Here is a 20,017-nt window from a genome sequence, read left to right as displayed (position 1 = left end):
GGGGGACCGTCCCGTGACTCCTGAACAGATCGAGAACGCTGTCTCCGCCGCGATGCCGCAGGCCATCGAGGAGCTCAAGAGACTGGCCGCCATCCCCTCCGTGGCCTTCCCCGGGCACCCGGAAGAGCCCGTGTTCGCCGCCGCCGGGATGGTGGAGGAGCTGCTGCGCTCCACCGGCCTGCCGCGCGTGCAGCAGGTGCCCGTCGAGGGCAGCTTCCCGGCCGTCTTCGGTGAGGCCCCCGCGCCGCCCGGCATGCCGACCGTGCTGCTGTACGCCCACTACGACGTGCAGCCCGCCGGCGACCCGGCCGCCTGGCGCACCCCGCCGTTCGAGCCGACGCTGATCGACGGCCGCCTCTACGGGCGCGGCTGCGCCGACGACAAGTCGGGCGTCATCTCCCACGTGACGGCTCTGCGGGCGTTCCAGGGGAACTTCCCCGTCGGCATCAAGGTCATCATCGAGGGCCAGGAGGAGTACGCGGGCGACCGTCTGGAGGCGTTCGTCGAGCGCAACCCCGACCTGCTGCGCGCCGACGCCATCGTGGTGGCCGACACCGGAAACCCGCGCGTCGGCGACCCCTCCGTCACCACGTCGCTGCGCGGCATGGCCGCCTTCACCATCGAGGTGCGCACGCTGCGCGAGCCCGTGCACAGCGGCTCCTTCGGCGGCGCGGCCCCCGACGCGCTGGCCGCGCTCATGCGCATGCTGACCGCGCTGCACGACGAGAACGGCGACATCCGCGTGCCCGGCCTGCCCCGCGGGACGTTCCTCGGCCAGGGGCCGTCGGAGGAGGAGTTCAGGAAGACCGCGGGGGTGCTCGACGGCGTCTCGCTCGTCGGCTCCGGCTCGCTGGCCGACCGGCTCTGGGCGTCGTACGCGATCACCGTCACCGGCCTCGACGTGCCCAGCGTCTCCGGCGCCATCAACGCCGTCCAGCCCGTGGCGCGCGCCAGGGTGACGGTCCGCGTGCCTCCGGCGGGCGACCCGAAGACCACGGTCGACGCCGTGGCCGACTTCCTGCGCCAGGTGGCGCCGTGGGGTGTGCAGGTGTCGTTCGGCGACTTCACGATCGGCGCCGGCTTCCAGGCCGACTCCGGCGGCACGGCCCGCGCCGCGCTCAACCGCGCCATGGAGCGCGCGTTCGGCCGCCCGCCCAGGGACGTCGGCGCCGGCGGCTCGATCCCGCTGGTCAGCGCCCTGCTCAAGCAGTTCCCCGCGGCCGAGATCCTGCTGTTCGGCGCGGAGGACGAGGAGGCGTCCATCCACGCGCCCAACGAGCGGGTGGACCTGGAGGAGCTGCGCCGCATCGCCACGACCGAGGCGCTCTTCCTGCACGAGCTGAGCGGGCCCTCCGCGCACGGCGTCTAGCGGTCAGCGTACGGGGAGGTCGTAGACGCGGCGGACGCTGCCGCCGAGCCTGGCCACGTCCGCCCCGTACACGTGCAGCGACACCCCCAGCTCCGAGCTGGTGTTGCGCACCCGGTGGATGTCCCCGGGCGGGGCGAACCCGCTGACCTCGCCCGGATGGTTGGCGGCCCGCCCGATCTCCACCAGGTGGTCGCCCATGTCGCGGTAGAGGATCTCGTACTCGATGCCGCTGATGATGCCGAACGTGCACCACGACACGTGATCGTGCACCGCGGTCTCCTGGCCGGGACGCCAGACGACGCCGCAGATCGAGAAGGCGTCCTCGGCGTGCAGGATGTGGGAGACGTACCCGTCGGGCGAGCCCTCGCGCTCGCGCGGCGTGAGCACGTCGATGCCGGGCAGATGGTCGCGCAGCAGGTCGGCGACGGCGAACGCGGTACGCCGGGCGCCGAGCCCGCGGGCCACGATGCGCGACACGCCCGCCACGAGGACGTCGAGCCCTGGCCTTGCAACGGTGGTGGCCGTGTTCATGGTGAACTCCCTGCCGAGGTCCGTCGGCTGCCTTCATCTCCACGGTCCCTCACCACGACTGATAGGTCCAACAGATGTCTTGTGGCTGATCGATAGATATGCTTGATGAATGCTGGATGTGGCCCGCCTGCGCGTCCTCCTCGCGGTCGCCCGCAAGGGGTCGCTGACCGAGGCCGCCAAGGAGCTGCACTACTCCCAGCCGTCGGTCAGCCACCACCTGGCCAGGCTGGAGGCCGAGACCGGCGCCAAGCTCATCCAGCGGGCCGGGCGCGGCATCCGGCTCACCGAGGCGGGCCGGCTGCTCGCCGAACGCGCCGCCGAGATCATCGAACGCCTCGACGCCACCGCCGAGGAGCTGGCCGCCCACGTGGGGCTGCGCTCCGGGCGGGTGCGGCTGGCGGCCTTCCCCTCGGCGCTCGGCACGTTCATTCCCGAGGCCGCCACGCTGCTCGCCGACGCGCATCCCGGGCTGCGGCTCCAGCTCACCGAGGTCGAGCCGCCGGAGGCGCTGCGACTGCTGCGCGCCGGGCGCGCCGACGTCGCGGTCATCTTCCGCTACGACGACACCGCCCCCGAGGACACCGGGCTCCAGCTCATCCACCTCCTCGACGACCCCAGCTACCTACTGGCCCCCGACGAGCCTGGCGAGGTCGCCGACCACGCCGACTCGCCGTGGATCGGCGGCTGCGACCGGTGCCGCAGCCATCTGCTCGACGTGTGCGCGAAGGCCGGGTTCGAGCCGCGCGTCGGGTTCACCAGCGACGACATCGTGGCCGTGCAGGCGCTCGTCGCGGCCGGGCTCGGGGTGACGCTGCTGCCGGGCCTCGCGCTCTCCGCCCACCGCCACCCCGGCGTGCGGGTGCGGGAGGTGCCGGGGTCTTTCCGGCACGTGTACGCCGCCGTGTACGGCGAGCCGCCCCACCCACCCGCCACGGAGGCCCTGCTGAAGGCGATCGGGGACGTGGTCGGGCGGCGGCGGAAAAGTCTTTGACGCCGTTCCTACGATGGCCACATGCCGGACGTCACGACGCTCGCCCTCTTCTGCGCCGCCACACTCGGACTGCTGATCGTCCCTGGGCCCGCGGTGTTCTACATCGTCACGAGGAGCGTCGCCCAAGGCCGCGGCGCGGGGCTGGTGTCGGTGCTGGGCGTGCACACCGGCTCGCTCGTCCACATCGCCGCCGCGGCGCTCGGCGTCAGCGCCCTGCTCGCCGCATCGGCGACCGCGTTCACCATCGTCAAGTACGTCGGCGTGGCGTACCTGCTCTATCTCGGCCTGAGCAAGCTGCTGCGCAGGGGCGGTGACGAGCAGCCGATCGAGCTGCCGGTGCAGACCAGGCGGCGGCTGTTCTGGGAGGGGTTCGTGGTGAACGTGCTCAACCCCAAGACAGCCGTGTTCTTCCTGGCGTTCCTGCCGCAGTTCGTGCACCCGGAGGTAGGGCCCGTCTGGGCGCAGATCCTGCTGTTCGGGCTGCTGTGGGTGGTGCTCGGGGTGGCGTCGGACGGCGCGTACGCGCTGCTGTCCTCCGCGCTGGCCGGCCGCCTGCGCGGGTCGGCCCGCGCCCGGCGGCGGCTGGACGTGGGCAGCGGGCTCGTGTACCTGGGGCTGGCCGCCTGGCTCACGACCGAGAAGGCATGACAAGCCAGGAAATTTCCCGGCTGTAGTGCGATAGTGAGTTAGATCAGCCGCAGATCAGGGGACGGCACGGCGGGACGTAGCTGATAGGCGGACCCATGCACACGCCACCGCACAGCCTCGGGCTCGAAAGGGTCGCAGAGGTCTTCTCCGGTCATGACGACGTCGTCGGCGTGACCGGCTCCGCGTACGCGATCGGTCCCGATCTCGTCCTGACCTCGGGGCAGGTCGTGGACTCCGGCGGGCCCTGCCATGTTCGGCCCGCGTGGTCGGACCGGTGGCTGCCGGCCGTGCAGGTGTGGCGGGGCCGGGGCGGCGCGGACGCGGTGCTGCTGCGGGTCTCCGAGCCGGCCTGGGCGTCCGTGGCGGGCATCGAGCACACCCGGTGGGGCCGGGTCGCGGGCACGACGGCGCGGTGCGTGGCGTCGGGGTTCGGGCAGGCCGGGGAACGGGGCCCGGCGCGCCCGCCCGAGACGGTGACCGGGCTGGTGGATCCGCCCACCGGCTTGGTGTCGCGGGCGTTGACGGCCCGCGTGGTGAGCCCCGACTTCGAGACACGGCCCGTCGCGCTGTGGCACGGGCTCCCTGGTGCCGCGCTGCTCGCCGAACCGGCCGGGCAGATCGTCGGCGTCGTCGCCGCGTACGCGCCGCGCCGGTTCGACGTCGTGCCCGTGAGCGCGCTGGTCTCGGACGAGCGGTTCCGTGAGCTGACGGGCGTCGCGCCGTGGCGCGTCGAAGCCGTCTCCGCCGCCCCCGCCATCGCCCTGCGCCACCTCCTCGTCCCCGCCCGCACCCCCACCGGCCCGTTATCGGTCGCTCAGCCCCACGCTCCGGCCACGCCCACAGGGGCACCGCTCCTGGCCGCCCCGGCCTACCCCGGCTCGGCCACCCCGCCAGGCGCGCCGGACACGCAGGAGGTTCATCCGCCCTCGCCGGACCCACTGGCCGCCCCGGCCTACCCCGGCTCGGCCGCTCCGCCGGGCCCGCCGGACGCGCAGGTTCACCCGCCCTCGCCGGACCCGCTGGTCTTCCCGCGCCCGGAGGGCTCGCCGGGCGTGCCAGGCGCGGCGGGGTGGGCCGAGCTGGCGGCGGGGCGTGCTGTGGTGCCGTTCCTGGGGCGGGAACGGCCGCTCGGCGAGTTGCGGGCGTGGGCCGGTGAGGCGTCATCGCTGTCGATCGCCGTACTGACCGGACGAGGCGGGACAGGAAAGACGCGGCTGGCCGGTGAGCTGTGCGCGGAGCTGGAGGCGCTGGGCTGGGACGCGGGTTTCCTGCCGCTGGACACGCTCGCCGCCGTACTGTCCGCGCCGCACACCGGCGACCTCAGGGAGAACGGCACGGCGGGGCAAGGCGTCAGGTTGGAGGCCGTACGCCCGACGCTGATCGTGCTCGACGGGCCCGAGGCGTCGCCGCCGCTGGTGGGCGAGCTGGTACGGCGGCTGGCCCGGCACGGCCGCAACCCCCGCGTACGGCTGCTGCTGGTCGCCCGCGAACCCGGCGACGGCGACTGGTGGCGCCGCCTGGACACGGCGGCCGGCGGCAGGCTCAGGCGTCTCAACACCACGACGGTCCAGCTCAACGCCCACCCGCTGACGCTCCCCGAACGCCGGCAGCACGCGCTGGCGGCGATGCGAGCCTTCACCTCCCTCAGTGCCACGGCCTCCGGCCCGTCTGAGCCCGGTCTCACGCTGCCTGATCTCACAGGACCTGATCCCACAGGGCCTGATCCCACCGGGCCTAATCCCACCGGGCCTGATCCCACAGGGCCCGGGGCCGAGGCCGCGCTGCTCGGACCGCCTCGGCTCGACGACCCGGAGTACGGCCTCCCCCTCCACGTCCATCTGGCCGCGCTGCTGCGGCTGGACGGCGCGCCTCACGTGAGTGGCGAGGAGCTGATCGGCCGGTTCCTCACCCGGGAGTGGGCCCGCTGGCTCCGGCTCTGGCCGGACGATCCGAACCGGCCCGACGACGCGACCGCTCATCAGCCCGGGGCTCACGAACGCTCCAGCGACGCAATCGCTCATCAGCCCGGCGCACACGAACGGCCCGGCGAGGCGGCCGTTCACCTGCCCGAGGAGCACGAGCGGCCCGGCGTCGCGCCCGGCCACGGCCCTCAGCGAGACGACCGTTCCGGTGATGTGCTCGCTCCAGAACCCGGCGCGTTCGAGTGGTTCGAGAGCCGGGCCGAGCGCCGGCCGGAGGGGCTGAGGCGGCTAGGGGAGCTGGCGGCGTGGCAGGCGGTGGCCGTGCTGGTGCTCACCGAGCCCCGCGCCGACGAGCTGCCCGCGCTGCTCACGGCCGTCCCTGGCATCCGCACCGGCACGGGGGGTGTCGCCGGGGAGGTGGCCCGGTGGCTGGGGCGGCTCGGGGTGCCGGCCCAAGGGTTCGATGTGGTGGCCGAGCTCCTGCTGGACGAGACCGAGGACCTGGACGCGCTCGTTCTCGCCGTACACGACCACGAGGCACGGACGACGGCGCACCTCGTACGGATGCTGGACGTCCTGCGCCTCGCGGCCGGTCGCGAGCGGGTGCGGGCGGCGCTGTGGTCGCTGATCGCCAGCCGCATCGGCCGGCTGGTCGCGGCGGCCGTCGCCGATCCCGCGAGCAGGCTCGGCGACGTGCTCAACGCCGCGCTGGCCCTGTTCGCCGATGATCGGCAGCTCGCCGAGGCGGTGGCCGCGCTGCCCGTGGCGCAGCCGGGCAACGCCGGTCCCGGCCTCCGCAACGGCGGGCTCGGCCTGCGGGCGCTGGACGTGACGCTCGCCGAGCTGACCGTGCGGCATCGGCGCACCACCGGCGAGCGGGCCGCGCTGGCCGGGGCGCTGGCGTGGTGGTCGCGCGGGCTGGCGGCCGTCGGCAGGGTGGGCGAGGCGGTCGCGGCGGCGGGTGAGGCCGTGGAGGTGTACGCGGGCGCTCCCCCGTACGAGGACGCGGCGGGGCATGCGGAGGCGCTGTTCGGGCTCGGGGCGTACCTGCTGCTCGGTGGCGAGGCCGCCGGGGCGCTCAAGCCCGCCCGAGAAGCGGCGGCCCGGTTCAGCGTGCTCGCCGAGGACGACCCCCGCTACGCCTGGCCGGCGGCGCGTGCCCAGTACAACGTGGCGTGTGCGCTGCTGGAGAGCGGGCGGCTTGATGAGGCGGTGGCGGCGTTCGAGGCGGCGGGCGGGCACCCCGGCTTCGCGTCCTACCTGACGGCTCTCCTCGCCGTCCTGCCCTCCTCCGGCCCCGGCCCCGACGCAACCGGCCTCGCAGCAGGAAACCTCGCGGCAGGAAGCGGGGACCGCACAAGCGCGCCCGCACCCGGCCCCGGCGGCCACGCCACGGATGGCCTCGCCGCGTGGGGCACGACCGGGCTCACCGGCACGGGCAGGCCTACCAGCGCGAGCGGGCTCACCGGCACGGGCAGGCCCACCAGCGCGAGCGGGCTCACCGGCGCGGGCGGGGCTGCGGCGGCGGTGGCGAGTGAAGGCGCGGCGGTGACCCCCAGCGGGCTGCTGCTCGCCGGGGCGCAGGAGGTGGTGGCGGGGCCGGAGCCGTTGGCGCCGTTCGACCAGGTCGGTACGGCGGAGGTGCTGCCCGAACTGGCGGGGTGCCTGGCGGTCGCGGTCACGTCCGCGCTCAGGGGCGTCGCGCCGGCGAACCGCGATGTCGCGCACGGGCTGCACCTCGTCGCCGCCTGGCTGGAGACGAACGGCAGGCGGTCCGAGGCGCTGGCCCCGGCCGGGGAGGCGGTGGCGCGGCTGCGGGGGCTGGCGGCCGAGGAGCCGGAGCTGCGGGCGATGCTGGCGTCGGCGGCGAGCGTGGTGTCGAGGCTGCACGCGGGGCTCGACGACCTGGACGCGGCGATCAGGGCGGCGGCGGAGGCCGTACGGAACCTGCGATCCCTCGTGACGCTCGACCCCGCCGAGCACCGGAACGCCCTGGCCGGCCGGCTGCTCGACCTGGGCGAGCTGCTGCTGGCCGACGACCGCCCTGATGAGGCGCTTGAGCCGTTGCAGGAGGCGATGGCCGTGCCGGTGGAGGCGGTCGAGGGGCACCGGGCGACGCAGGCCAGGGGCCGCCGGCTGCTCGGCCTGTGCCTGGACGGCCTGGGCCGCACGTCCGACGGCCTCGCGCAGCTGGAGATGGCGGCCGAGCTGTACGACGTGCTGAGCGTCGAGGATCCCTCCTACCGCCGGTACGGCCCCGAGGTGCGGGCGCGGCTGCGCAGGGGCGGTGAGCAGGACCGGCCCGCCGACGAGCCGTGGCTGCTGCGGATGGTGCTCGACCGGCCGGAGGAGGCGGTGGCCAGGGCGGAACGGCGGCTCGCCGAGCGCAGGGAGGCGGTGGAAAGCGCCGGTACGCCGGAGATCGAGCGTATTCATGCGTACCTGTCGGCTCAGGCGGACCTCGCCCGGGTGTGGGCGGACACGGGACGGGCCGGTGAGGGGTTCGCGCTCGCCATGCAGGCGGCCGAGCTGCTCGAACGGCATGCCGCGCCCGACCGGCCGCACGCCATCGCCGTGGGCATGGTGGCGGCGGCGCTCGGCCGTTCGCTGGTCGGGCTCGGACGGTACAAGGAGGCGATCCCGCACCTGCTGACCGCGATCGAGGCGAGCCGGCCGCAGGCGGGCGCCCGCGCTGAGCTGGCCGAGCTGCTGATCCTGGAGACTTTCGCGCTGTCGCGCGCCGACTGCCCGTCGGACGCGGATGCTGCGGCCGGGCGGCTGGTCGAGCTGTACACGTCGCTGGTGAACGAGGGCGCGGCCCGTCCGATCGCGCTGGCCGGCGCGCTGCGGCTGCAGGCCGGGATCCGCTTCGCCCGGCAGGACATCACGGGCGCGCTGGCCTCCGCCGACCGGGCGCTCGCCCTGCTCCCGCTGCCCGCGGACGACGACGAGCTGCTGCTCGCCGCCGGATGCCACGAGCTGGCCGGGCTGTGCCTGGCGGAGCTGCACGAGCCGGAGGCGGCCGAGGCGCGACTGGCCGACGGCACGGCGAAGCTGGCGGCGCGGGCCGGGCGGGTACCTGACGACTTCATGAGCGTTCACGTGCTGGCGCTGGTCCGGCTCGCGCGGCTGCGGGTGGAGCAGGAGGGGCCGTCCGCCGGGATCGAGCTGTACGCGCGGATCCTCAGCATCCGTCCGCTGCCGGAGGCGGACGCGCTCGACGCCCTCATCACGGCGATAGAGGAGTACGCCCGTGATGTGCGGGCGGCCCAGCCCGGCGACCCTGACGGGTGTGAACCCGACGCCGGTGCCCTCGTGGACATCGGCGGGCTCGTCGAGCCGCTGGCCGCGTTCACCGAGGCACTGGAGCGCGAGGTGCCGCTCAGCGGCGAGGGCGGCAAGGACGTGCATGACCGCTACGGCCGCTGCCTGATGATCCTCGTGGCCACCGCGGACCGGAGCGCCGCCCAGGTGGCGGAGCTGGCCGTGCGCGTGTACCGGGGCTCGCCGCCGTCTCCCCCGCCTGCCGCGCATCTCTCGGCCGGGCGCTCGCCGCACTCGCCGCCGCCCGTCCCGCGCTGCCCGTACTGGAACAGGCCGTCGCGCTGCTGGACGACCGCGACCCGCGCCTGCTGGCGGAGATCCTGCACGACTACGCCGGGGCGCTGCTCGACCAGGGCCGGGCGGTGGAGGCGCTGGCGCACTGCGAGCGGGCCGCGGACCTGTGCGACGAGCTGGACGATCCGGCCGTGGCGGCGGCGGTGTTCGCGCGGCTCGGTTCCGCGCTGGCCGCGCTCGACCGGCCGCAAGCGGCGCTTGAGGCGATCGCGTGGTCGCTGGCCGAGGTGGACAGGGCCGCCGAGGAGGACGTGGAGCTGCCGCTCGTGCGGGCGCGGGCGATCCAGGTGCGCGGCAGGGTGCTGCGGATGTCCGGGCGCGGGCAGGAGGCGCTGGCGCACCTGGTGGAGGCGTTGCGGCTGTTCAGGAGGCTGCCCGAGCCGCAGGCCGCCGCCGAGACGGCCGCGCTGATCGCCGACGACCTGCTGGCGGAGGGCCGCCCAGAGCAGGCCATCAAGTACGCCGAGATCGCCGCGAACACCCACGAACAGGGCACCGTCCAGCGGGTCCTCGCCACCCAGCGGCTGATCAGGTGCCACATGATGCTGGGCCGCCTGGCCGAGGCCAACACGCTGGTGGAGGCCCTGATCCCGGTGGCCAGGCGGACGCCGGGCGACCTGACGTTCCGGGCGATCCTGGCGGACTCGCTGGCGCAGAGCTCCGAGCTACTGCCCCTGCTCGGGCTGGACGACGGCGGCGAGGCGGAGGCGAGGGCGCGCGAGGCGATCACCGTCTACGACCAGTTGCTGGCCGCGGGCACGAACGCGCAGGCCCTGCACATCAGCCGGGCGGGCGCGTGCCTGACGCTGGCCGGGGCGCTCAGAATGCGGGGGCGGCCGGCGGAGGCGGTGCAGCCGCTGCGGGAGGCGGTGGCGGCGCTCGAACGTTTCTCGCCCGGCAACCCGATGCAGGCAGGGCTGCTGTCCAGGGCGATGCTCATGCTGGGCGACGCGCTGATGGAGGCGGGCCGGGCGCTGGAGGCGGGGCTGGTGTTCCATCGCGGTACGCAGGTCACGCGCGACCCGCTGGCGAGAGCGGTGGCGCACGCCCGGTTCGGCGCGTGCCAGCAGGACCTGTGGCGCGACGACGCCGCCGACGCCGCGCTGCGCGTCTCCGCCGACCTGCTGCGCGGCCTGCCCCGCGAGGCCACCTCGGATCTGCTCCAGGACGTGCTGCGGCGCAGGCTCGCGCTGCTGGAGAAGGCGGGACGGTCGGCCGAGGCGCAGGCGATCCAGGACGAGCTGGCCCGCCTGGCCCCCTGACCGGTCGAAGCCGGAAGCGGCCCCTGACCTTGACCGATCCAAGCCGGAAGCACCCCTGGCCCCTTGACCGATCGAAGCCGGAACCGGCACGGAAGGGGAGCCCTGCTAGGCGTTCTGGGCGGTCTCCCTGGCCCACCGGTAGTCGGCCTTCCCGGCCGGCGAGCGCACCATCTCGTCCACGAACGCGTACGTCCGAGGCACCTTGTACCCGGACAGCCGCGTCCTGCAGTGCGCGTCCAGCTCCTCCCGCGTCACCTCCACGCCGGGCCGCAGCTCGATGACGGCGGCGACCCGGCTCCCCCACCGCTCGTCCGGCACCCCGGTCACCACCGCGTCGGACACGGCCGGATGCCCTTTGAGCACCGCCTCGACCTCCTCGGGGAACACCTTCTCGCCGCCGGTGTTGATGCACTGGGAGCCGCGCCCGAACACGTTCACCGTGCCGTCCTTCTCGACGGTGGCGAGGTCGCCGGTGAGCAGCCAGCGGGTGCCGTCCTCGTCGGTGACGAACGTGCGTGCGGTCTTCTCGGGGTCGTTGTAGTAGCCGAACGCCACCCGCCCCGACCGCGCCACGGTGCCGATCCGCCCGGAGCCCGGCTCGACGGGCCGGCCACGCTCGTCGAGCACGGCCAGCCGGACGACGGCGTTGGGCTGGTAGCGCAGGCCCTTCTCAGGCGATGACCCGGCCACGGCGGAGGCGGTGTAGCCGGACTCGGTGGAGCCGAAGTTGTCGAGGATCATCACATTCGGCAGCAGCTCCTGAAGCCGGTCGCGGACGGCGCCCGACAGGATCGCGCCGGTCGAGCTGATCACGAAGAGCGAGGACACGTCGTACGAGCCGGACTCCAGCTCGTCGGCGATCGGCCTGGCCATGGCGTCGCCGGTGATGTTGATCGTGGTCACGCGCTCGCGCCCGATGGTGCGTAACACCTCGGCGGCGTCGAACTTGCGCACGTACACCATGGCCGAGCCCATCCAGAACGCGATCCACGTGGCCATCTGCGCGGCGCCGTGCATGAGCGGCGGCGCGGCCATCATCACCATCGGGCTGGCCTTGACCGCCTCGTCGATGACCTCCTGCGGGGTGGCGCGCGGCTCGCCGTACGGATTGCCGCCGCCGAAGCCCATGAACAGGTCCTCGACGTGCCACATAGCGCCCTTGGGCAAGCCGGTGGTGCCGCCGGTGTAGATGATGTAGATGTCCTGGCCGGAGCGGGCGGGGAAGCCGCGCTCTGCCCTGCCGCGTTCCAGGGCGTCCGCGTACGGCACGGCTCCGCCGATCGCCGGTGGCCCGCCCACGGCGATGAGGTGGTCGAGCAGCGGCGCCTGCCCGGCGACGGCGGCCACGCGCGGCTCGAACTCCACGTCGTAGACCAGCGCCCGCAGGTCGGCGTCGCGGTAGAGGTAGAGCAGCTCGGCCTCGACGTAGCGGTAGTTGACGTTGATCGGCACGGCGCGGATCTTCAGCGCGGCGAGCAGCCCGGCGACGTACTCGACGCCGTTGCACAGGTGCAGCCCGACGTGCTGGTTCGGCTGGACGCCGAGGTCCATGAGGTAGTGGGCGAGCCGGTTGGATTCGGCGTCGAGCTCGGCGTACGTGCGCCGCTGGTCGCCGCAGACGATGGCCGTGCGTTCCCCGATCGCGTCCGCGAGCCCCTCGAACAGGTCGGCGTGGTTGAACTCCATCAGGGCATCTCCCGTCCGACGATCCACATCGCGAAGAACTGGGCTCCCCCGCCGTAGGCGTGGCCGAGCGCCAGGCGGGCGCCGTCCACCTGGTGTTCACCGGCCATGCCGCGCACCTGGAGCGCGGCCTCGGCGAACCTGATCAGTCCGGACGCCCCGATCGGGTTGCTGGAGAGCACGCCGCCGGAGGCGTTCCACGGGATGTCGCCGCCGAGCGCGGTGGCGCCCGACTCGGTGAGCTTCCAGCCCTCGCCCTCGGCGGCGAAGCCGAGGTTCTCCAGCCACATCGGCTCGTACCAGGAGAACGGCACGTACACCTCGGCCACGTCGATCTGGCGGCGCGGGTCGGTGATGCCGGCCTGGCGGTAGACGTCGGCGGCGCAGTCCTTGCCGGCCTGCGGGTTCACGGTGTCGCGTCCGGCGCGGAAGATCGGCTCGGAGCGCATGGCGGTGGCGTGCACCCACGCGGGCGTGCCGGTGACGGCCCGTTCCGAGGCGAGGACGAGCGCGCAGGCGCCGTCGCTGGAGGGGCAGGTCTCCAGGTAGCGGATGGGCTCCCAGAGCATGGGCGTGGATTCGACCATCTTCTGGTCGATGCCGGGGATCTTGAGGTGCGCGTACGGGTTCTTCAGCGCGTTCAGCCGGTCCTTGACCGCGACGAGCGTGCCGATGTGGCCGGGCGCGCCGGTTCTGCGCATGTATTCGCGGATGTGCGGGGCGAAGTAGCCGCCCGCGCCGACGACGAGCGAGGAGCTGAACGGCAAGTGGGTGGACAGGGCCCAGGTGGCGTTCGACTCCGACTGCTTTTCGAAGGCGACGACGAGGACCCGGTCGTGCACGCCGCCCTGCACGAGCGAGGCGCCGACGATGGCGGTGGAGCCGCCGACGCTGCCCGCGGTGTGCACGCGCATCAGCGGCTTGCCCGCCGCGCCGAGCGCGTCGGCGAGGTACAGCTCGGGCGTCATCACGCCTTCGAACAGGTCGGGCGCCTTGCCGACGACCACCGCGTCGATGTCCGTGAACGTCAGCCCGGCGTCGTCGAGTGCCCGCAGCGCCGCCTCGCGGACGAGCCCGGCGATGGAGACGTCGCGCCGCTTGGTGGTGTAGCGGGTCTGGCCGACGCCGATGACCGCGCACCTGTTCATCGGGCCTCCAGGACGGTGACGAGGTTCTGTTGCAGGCAGGGTCCAGCGGCGGCGTGCGCGACGGTGCGGCGCGCGGTGCCGTCGTGGATGCGGCGGGCGGCCTCACCGATGCGGATGAGGCCGGTGGCCATGACGGGGTTGGCGGCGAGCGGGCCGCCCGAGGGGTTGATGACGGTGTCGCCGCCGAGTTCCAGGGCCTCGCGCAGGATGAGCTCCTCGTGCGGGAACTGGGCGTGCAGCTCGGCCACCTCGACGGGGCCCTTGGCGACGCCCGCGGCGCGGGCAGCGTCGGCGGCCGAGCCGGATCTGGCGAGGTCGCGCAGGCCGAGGTAGTGGGGTTCGACGCGGTGTGCGATGCCGGTGATGTAGGCGGGGCTGTCGCACAGCTCTCCGGCGCGCTCTCCGGCGGCGAGCACGACGGCGGCGGCGCCGTCGGTGACGGGCGGCACGTCGATCCTCCTGAGCGGCCGTACCGCGTAGTCCTCGTAGTCCTCGTAATCCTCCTCTCCGTGGGCCTCGGGCTCCGGCAGGTCCAGCGCGTACGGGTTGGCGCGCCCGTCGGCCCGGCTGCGGCGGACGATCTCGTCGAGCTCCTTGGGCTCCGCGCCGACGGCGGCGGCTTGGAGCGCCGCGTAGGAGAGCAGGTCGAGGCCGAGCGGGGCCAGGTAGTAGGGGTCGAGCTGGAGCGTCATGATCGTGCGCAGGTCGCCGAGCGACGACTTGCCGAAGCCGTAGACGAGGGCGGTGTCGACGTCGCCGTGCTGGAGGCGGACCCACGCCTCGTACAGGGCCCAGGCGCCGTCCATCTCGACGTGGCTTTCGGAGATGGGCGGCCAGGCGGCCAGCGCGTCGAGCGCGGAGACGAACGAGAACGGCGCCCCCGCCAGGTAGTCGCAGCTTCCCGAGCAGGTGAAACCGAACCGGGTGAGCCCGGTGCGTTCTCTGACCTCGTTGATGACCGGGGTGATCATCTCGGGTTCGCTGAGGCCGGTGTCGTGATCGGTGTGCCGCGTCTGGGCGAACGCGACGATCGCCACTTCTCTCATGACAGCTCCACGTCGGGCTCGCCGGTGGGGGCGAACCAGCGGATGTTCGCCATGGACGCCGTGCGCTCGCTCTCGGGGACCCAGACGGCCTTGACGCGCATGCCCTGCCGTACCTCGTGGGCGGGCACGTCGCCGACGAGCGCGATCATGGGGATGTCGGTGCCGTCGAGCAGGATGTACGCCGACACGAACGGCACCTGCGGCGCCCTCGGGTCGGGCAGGTTGTTGATGGCGAACGTGGTGACGGTCCCGGTGTCGGGCACCTCGACGGTGTCCGGGATGGCGGTGCCGCATTCGGGGCAGGCCGACCGGTACGGCACGTACACCTTTGCGCAGCGCTCGCAGCGCCCGCCGAGGAGGACGCCGCGTGCGATGCCTTCGAGGAAGACGCGCAGCGCGCCGCCCGCCTTGATGCGGTATTCGGTGCGGACGTCGGCGCGGATCTGGGAGACCTCGGGGACGAAGTGCGAGATGTCGGTGATGTGGCCGGTGGGCTTCTCGCGCCAGACCGGCCAGACGCGCAGGCCCTGCCGCAGCGCCTTGGGGTGGCCGGGGTCCACGGCGTGCACGAGGTCGGTGTCGGCGCCGTCGAGGCGGATGAACGCCCAGGCGAAGGGGCGGTCGAGGGGGTGGCCGGGCAGCGGCTCGGCCACCCAGGCCCAGGTGGTGACCGTGCCGGCGGGGCCGACCTCGACGTACTCGCCGGTGACCGGATCGCCGGTGGCGGGGTCGTACTCCAGGGGCGGCACCAGCACGCGGCCCTCCGTCGTGCGCACGCCGACGAGGCGGCGGGCGCGTAACTCGCTGAGGAACCGGCCGATCACCGGCCCCGTGGTACGGGTGTAGCCGCCGGGGAACTCCAGGACGTGCTGCGCGACCAGCGGATCGGCCGGGGGATCAGCCAGGGGCTCAGATGGCACGGTCGTGTCCCTCCCAGTACGGGGCGCGGAGCTTGCGTTTGAGCAGCTTGCCGTTGGGCTCGCGGGGCATCTCGGCGATGAAGTCGATGCTCTTGGGCCACTTCATCCTGGACAGGCGGCCCTCCAGCGAGGCCAGCAGCTCGGCGGCCAGCTCCGGGCCGGGCACGGCGTCGGGGGCGGGTTCGACGACGGCCTTGATCTGCTCGCCCCACTCCTCGTCGGGAATGCCGAACACGGCGACGTCCGCCACCTTGGGGTGGACCATGAGCTCGTTCTCGATCTCGGCCGGGTAGATGTTCGCGCCGCCGGAGATGATCATGTCGGCTTTGCGGTCGCAGAGGTAAAGGAAGCCGTCCTCGTCGAGGTAGCCGATGTCGCCGACGGTGAAGAAGTCCTTGAGGCGGTTCGCGGCGGTCTTGCCGGGGTCGCCTTTGTACTCGAACGTGGCGCCCATCATCTTCATGTAGATCGTGCCGGGCGTGCCGTTGGGCACCGGTTCGCCCTGCTCGTCGACGATCAGCAGCTCGCTGATGGGCCAGGGCTTGCCGACCGTGCCGGGGTGCGCCTTCCAGTCCCCGGGCGTTGCGAGGGTGCCGCCGCCCTCGGTTGCGGCGTAGTACTCGTACACGCAGTCGCCCCACCAGTCGAGCATCGCCCGCTTGACGGGGACGGGGCAGGGCGCGGCGGCGTGGATCATCCAGCGCAGCGAGGACAGGTCGTAGGCGGTGCGGGTCTTCTCCGGCAGCGCGAGCAGCCGCTTGAAGTGCGTCGGCACCAGGTGGGAGCTGGTGACGCGGTGCCGCTCGCACAGGCGCAGCATCTCCTCGGCGTCGAAGCGGTCCATGTAGACGAGCGTGTGGCCCATGTGCAGGGCGGTGCCGCCGAACTGGGTGACCGCCGTGTGGTAGCTCGGCGAGGTGACGAGGTGGACGTTGGGGCGGCCGGGCGTGATGCCGAACAGCGTGAGCAGGAACGCCATCAGCTCGGCCCCGTCGTCCGGGTCGAGGCCGCTGAGCGGCCGCTTGACGCCTTTGGGCTTGCCGGTGGTGCCGGAGGTGTAGTGCATGGTGGCGCCGGCGGTGCGGTCGCCTGGCGCGGTGTCCGGCCGGCCGCCGGTCAGGTCGCTCTCCGGGCGGAACCCGGGAGCGTCGCCGCCGATCGAGAAGCGCCGGTCGGGCGCGATGGCCTCGGCGCCGCGCGTGCCCTCGGTGAGGAAGCGCGGGTGCACGAAGAACGCCTCGGCCTCGCTGTCGGCGACGATGTACGCGATCTCCGGGCCGGTGAGATGCCAGTTGACCGGCGTGTAGTACCAGCCCGCCTGCAGGGCCGCCAGGTAGAGGACGAGGCCGTCGGCGCCGTTGGGCACCAGGCCGCAGATGCCGTCGCCGGGCCGGAGGCCGAGTGCGCGCAGCCCGTGCACGAGCCGGTTGGAGCGGGCCAGGAGATCGCCCGCGCGGTGCTGCCTGCCATCGGGGTCCACGGCCGCGATCCACTCGGGATCCGCCTGCGCGAGCCTCCAGAAACCGAGCGTGCCCATCTGATCTCCTCAGCGTTGGGCGGGCAAAACAGGAACCTGTTCTCGTTTCTGGTGGGAGCGTATCCTGGGCCAAAGTCCGTAGCAAGCGCTTGATCTAGCGACTTACGGAGGCATCGTGGAGCTCTTGCCGATCAGCACGCCGCACTGCCGGATCGAACGCGACGGCCACGTTCTCATCGTCACCATGAACCGGCCCGAGGCCCGCAACGCGCTCTCCGCGGACATGCTGATCGGCCTGGCCTCGGCGTGGGCGTACGCCTCGGAGGAGCCCTGCGTACGGGTGGCGATCCTGACCGGCGCAGAGGGCACGTTCTGCGCCGGGGCCGACCTCAAGGCGATGGGGCAGCCATCGAGCGACCCCGAGGTGCAGGCCCGCGCCGCCGAGATCCCGGACTTCCACTGGAAGGGCCTGCTGCGCGAGGACCTGCCGACGAAGCCGGTCATCAGCGCGGTCGAGGGCTACGCGGTGGCCGGCGGCACCGAGCTGCTGGTGGGCACCGACCTGCGGGTGGCGGCCGAGTCGGCGACGCTCGGGCTCTTCGAGGCCAAGCGGGCGCTGTTCCCGATGGGCGGCAGCGCCGTACGGCTGCCGCGCCAGATCCCGTACTGCCACGCCATGGACCTCCTGCTGACCGGGCGCGCGATCACGGCGGCGGAGGCGCTGTCGATGGGGCTGGTCAACCGCGTCGTCCCCGACGGCCAGGCGCTGGCGGTGGCCCGCGAGCTGGCCGACGACGTCGCCGCCTCCGGCCCGCTCGCCGTTCAGGCGATCCTGCGCACCTACCGCGACACGCTCGGCCTGCCCGAGCCTGAGGCTTTGAAGGTGTCGGACGAGCTGGGCTGGCCGGTGATCGGCTCGGAGGACGCCAAGGAGGGCACCCGCGCCTGGCGCGAAAACCGCCCCGCCCGCTACGAGGGCCGGTGACACCGGGAGCCGACGTCCGGCGAGCGCGCCGGCTTCCACCGGACGACACCGTCGCTGATCGCGGCACGGCGAGTCGCGCCGGGGCCCTGCCGTGGCGCGACGCTGTCGTACAGGTGCGGCCGCGGCGGGTGACGGTGTCGTGCCAAGCGTGCGGGTCAGTCGGTGGTGAGGCGCTGGAGGCGGGCGCAGGCTTCGGCGTACTCCTCGACCAGGGAGTAGACGACGTCCTTGGCGGGTTTGACCTGGTTCATGATGCCGATGATCTGGCCGGCGGGGAACGTGGCGAGCTCGGCGGCACCGGAGCGGCCGATGCGGCGCAGGGCGTCGGAGACCAGCATGAACTGCAGCGGCATCGGCAGCGTGCCCGGCGACTCCTCCGACTCCCACGCCTCGGTCCACGCGTTCTTCAGCAGCCGGGCGGGCTTGCCGGTCCAGCTCCGCGAGCGGACGGTGTCGCGGGATGTGGCGTCGAGGATGCGGCGCCTGGCCATCTCGGGGGTGTCGGCCTCCTCGACGGTGAGCCAGATCGAGCCCGTCCACACGCCCTCGGCGCCGAGGGCCATCGCGGCGGCCATCTGGCGACCGTTGCCGATGCCGCCCGCCGCCAGCACCGGTACGTCCACCGCGTCCACGACCTGCGGGATGAGCACCATGGTGGAGATCTCGCCGGTGTGCCCGCCGGCCTCGGTGCCCTGGGCGACCACGACGTCCACCCCGACCTCGACCTGCTTGAGCGCGTGGCGCGGGGTGGAGGCGAGCGCGGCCACCTTGACGCCGTGGGCGTGGGCGAGCGTGACCACGTCGGCGGGCGGCGGGCCGAGCGCGTTGGCGAGCAGCGCGATGGGGTGGCGCAGGGCGACCTCGACCTGCGGGCGCGCGGTGGCGTCCGTCCAGCCGAGCAGCACCTTGCCGGGGTCGGCGCCCGCGGACAGCGGCGGCACGCCATGCCTGGCCAGCAGGTTCTCGACGAACGCCCGGTGACCGTCGGGGATCATCGCCTGGAGGCGGCCGACCAGCTCGTCGGGCGCGAAGTCGGCGCCCTCGTACGAGGCCGGCATGACGACGTCCACCCCGTACGGCCGGCCGTCCACGTGGTCGTCGATCCACGTGAGCTCGACTTCGAGCTCTTCCGGGGTGAAGTAGAGCGCGCCGAGCACGCCCATGCCGCCGGCCTTGCTGACGGCGGCGACCACATCCCGGCAGTGGCTGAACGCGAAGATCGGTAGCTCGATTCCGAACATGTCCGTGACGCGTGTCCGCATGGCCTGACGATACGTCCGCGATACAGCGAACTGCAACGTGTTCTAGCCTAGAATCTTTGAACTACTACTGGCGGGTAACAAGCTTTTGTAACCCGTTCTAGTCAAGCTTCGCGTCAATGAAAAAGGGCCCGTTCGAAACGGGCCCTCAAAGCGTTGCGGTACTCAGGCGGCCGCGGCCGGGCGGCGCAACCCCAGGATGACGCCGGCCACGACGAGCACGACGCCGACGATCAGCAGCACCAGCGGGATGACGTTCTTCAGCAGGTTGATGGCGTTCTTGGACTGCTCGGCGTTCTTGACCAGCTCGTCCACGGTCTTGTCGGTCATCTTCGCGGTCGCGACGAAGGCCTCCGAGCGCTCGACGCCGTCCTGCGTCTTCAGCACCTCGTGACGCTGCACCTCCTGCCGCACCGGAGACCCGGTGACCGGCTCGACCCAGTAGGTGGTCTTGCCGTCGTACCAGCGGTCGACCTGCACGTCGCCGGTGGCGTCCTTGATGCCGAGCACGTTGGCGGGCGCGGTGCGGGTCTCGGTCTTGGTCGGCGGCACCTGCTGCTCGAAGACGTAGACCGGCAGGCCGTTGACCGTGTCCTCGCGGACGAACGTGGCGTCGAACGCCTTCTGCGCGGTGGCGTTGAACACCTTGTACGTCTTCTTCTCCACGTTGAACGGGAACTTGTAGACCTGCCCCTCCATCTGCACCGGCGTCTTCTCGACGCTCGCGCCGCAGCAATTCAGGGCCTCGCCGGTGTAGCGGTCGAAGGCGCTGCGCCGCTCGGACAGCTCGATCAGGGGCCGCTTGTTGGTCACGTCGTTGACGACCATGGCCTCGTCCCAGACCACCCGCTCGCTGGTGGCCTCCTTCACGTCGCCGCGGGTGGTGACGATGATGTCGAGATCACCGGTCAGCACCTTGAGGTCCTGCAGCGAGAAGTACCGGGCGTTCTTGGCCTCGAGCCGCGAGATGCCGAACTGGTCGGCGGGCGCGGAGATGATCTTGTCGGCCGCCCAGAATCTCAGCAGCGGCGCCAACGCGATGAAGAAAGCCCCGAACCCGATGAGGACGAGCGTGGAGATGCGACCCATCGAGGCCTCCGCATTGTAGAACATGTTGTCGTTCGGTGCGTTCGTCGAGCATCAAAGTATGACAGGGGG

14 protein-coding genes are annotated in these 20,017 nt (G+C 72.9%); 6 read left to right on the top strand and 8 right to left on the bottom strand.

Translation table 11 applies throughout. From position 1 onward, the window contains the following. Positions 1 to 13: 13 nt before the first annotated feature. Positions 14 to 1,369, top strand: a complete 1,356-nt coding sequence (locus tag ACFMQL_RS19845; protein WP_378786416.1) for a dipeptidase — start codon at positions 14 to 16, stop codon at positions 1,367 to 1,369. A gap of 3 nt (positions 1,370 to 1,372) precedes the next feature. On the opposite strand, the gene ACFMQL_RS19840 is transcribed toward ACFMQL_RS19845, so the two are convergent. Next, entirely contained in the window at positions 1,373 to 1,900 is a 528-nt protein-coding gene (locus tag ACFMQL_RS19840) for a cysteine dioxygenase (protein ID WP_378786414.1), read from the bottom strand. A gap of 109 nt (positions 1,901 to 2,009) precedes the next feature. On the opposite strand from ACFMQL_RS19840, the gene ACFMQL_RS19835 reads away from it, so the two are divergent. The 4 genes from ACFMQL_RS19835 to ACFMQL_RS19820 all read left to right on the top strand — a co-directional run bounded on the left by ACFMQL_RS19835 (position 2,010) and on the right by ACFMQL_RS19820 (position 10,341). Beyond that, the gene (locus tag ACFMQL_RS19835) at positions 2,010 to 2,891 is read left to right on the top strand and encodes a LysR family transcriptional regulator (RefSeq protein ID WP_364060410.1); all 882 of its coding nucleotides are present in this window, start codon (positions 2,010 to 2,012) and stop codon (positions 2,889 to 2,891) included. Positions 2,892 to 2,912: 21 nt separating this feature from the next. Further along, on the top strand, positions 2,913 to 3,539 hold the full coding sequence (locus ACFMQL_RS19830; RefSeq protein ID WP_378786412.1) for a LysE family translocator: 627 nt from the start codon (positions 2,913 to 2,915) through the stop codon (positions 3,537 to 3,539). 95 nt (positions 3,540 to 3,634) lie between these two features. Beyond that, the gene (locus ACFMQL_RS19825; protein WP_378786411.1) at positions 3,635 to 9,490 is read left to right on the top strand and encodes a hypothetical protein; all 5,856 of its coding nucleotides are present in this window, start codon (positions 3,635 to 3,637) and stop codon (positions 9,488 to 9,490) included. Next, positions 9,388 to 10,341 carry a hypothetical protein gene (locus tag ACFMQL_RS19820; RefSeq protein ID WP_378790183.1) on the top strand — a complete coding sequence of 318 codons (954 nt, stop codon included), beginning with the start codon at positions 9,388 to 9,390 and terminating at the stop codon, positions 10,339 to 10,341. Before ACFMQL_RS19825 ends, ACFMQL_RS19820 begins: the two co-directional genes overlap by 103 nt. Positions 10,342 to 10,446: 105 nt before the next feature. Here the strand turns inward: ACFMQL_RS19820 and ACFMQL_RS19815 are convergent, their stop codons facing one another. From ACFMQL_RS19815 to ACFMQL_RS19795, 5 genes are read right to left on the bottom strand one after another with little or no spacing between them, the layout of a single operon-like run. After that, positions 10,447 to 12,027, bottom strand: a complete 1,581-nt coding sequence (locus ACFMQL_RS19815; protein ID WP_378786409.1) for an acyl-CoA synthetase — start codon at positions 12,025 to 12,027, stop codon at positions 10,447 to 10,449. Continuing rightward, entirely contained in the window at positions 12,027 to 13,172 is a 1,146-nt protein-coding gene (locus ACFMQL_RS19810) for a thiolase domain-containing protein (RefSeq protein ID WP_364060395.1), read from the bottom strand. Before ACFMQL_RS19810 ends, ACFMQL_RS19815 begins: the two co-directional genes overlap by 1 nt. Beyond that, complete coding sequence (locus ACFMQL_RS19805; RefSeq protein ID WP_378786408.1) at positions 13,169 to 14,218, bottom strand: lipid-transfer protein; 1,050 nt, start codon at positions 14,216 to 14,218, stop codon at positions 13,169 to 13,171. The genes ACFMQL_RS19810 and ACFMQL_RS19805 overlap by 4 nt, the downstream gene beginning before the upstream one ends. Then, the gene (locus tag ACFMQL_RS19800) at positions 14,215 to 15,138 is read right to left on the bottom strand and encodes a Zn-ribbon domain-containing OB-fold protein (RefSeq protein WP_378786406.1); all 924 of its coding nucleotides are present in this window, start codon (positions 15,136 to 15,138) and stop codon (positions 14,215 to 14,217) included. Before ACFMQL_RS19800 ends, ACFMQL_RS19805 begins: the two co-directional genes overlap by 4 nt. Next, a complete protein-coding gene (locus ACFMQL_RS19795; protein ID WP_378786405.1) occupies positions 15,128 to 16,675 on the bottom strand; it encodes an acyl-CoA synthetase in 1,548 nt (515 codons plus the stop codon). Before ACFMQL_RS19795 ends, ACFMQL_RS19800 begins: the two co-directional genes overlap by 11 nt. A gap of 115 nt (positions 16,676 to 16,790) precedes the next feature. On the opposite strand from ACFMQL_RS19795, the gene ACFMQL_RS19790 reads away from it, so the two are divergent. Then, positions 16,791 to 17,600, top strand: a complete 810-nt coding sequence (locus ACFMQL_RS19790) for a crotonase/enoyl-CoA hydratase family protein (protein WP_378786403.1) — start codon at positions 16,791 to 16,793, stop codon at positions 17,598 to 17,600. A 155-nt stretch (positions 17,601 to 17,755) separates the two neighbouring features. Here ACFMQL_RS19790 and ACFMQL_RS19785 read toward each other — a convergent pair whose 3' ends face one another. Beyond that, positions 17,756 to 18,862: an NAD(P)H-dependent flavin oxidoreductase gene (locus tag ACFMQL_RS19785; protein ID WP_378786402.1), complete on the bottom strand. Its 1,107-nt coding sequence runs from the start codon at positions 18,860 to 18,862 to the stop codon at positions 17,756 to 17,758. Positions 18,863 to 19,024: 162 nt separating this feature from the next. Further along, positions 19,025 to 19,948: a DUF3068 domain-containing protein gene (locus ACFMQL_RS19780; RefSeq protein WP_378786400.1), complete on the bottom strand. Its 924-nt coding sequence runs from the start codon at positions 19,946 to 19,948 to the stop codon at positions 19,025 to 19,027. Positions 19,949 to 20,017: the final 69 nt, after the last annotated feature.

It is taken from the genome of Nonomuraea fastidiosa (assembly GCF_042751225.1).
GTDB lineage: Bacteria > Actinomycetota > Actinomycetes > Streptosporangiales > Streptosporangiaceae > Nonomuraea > Nonomuraea fastidiosa.
The sequence above is the reverse complement of the archived record's forward strand: the minus strand, read 5'-3'. Positions and strand labels throughout refer to the sequence as shown.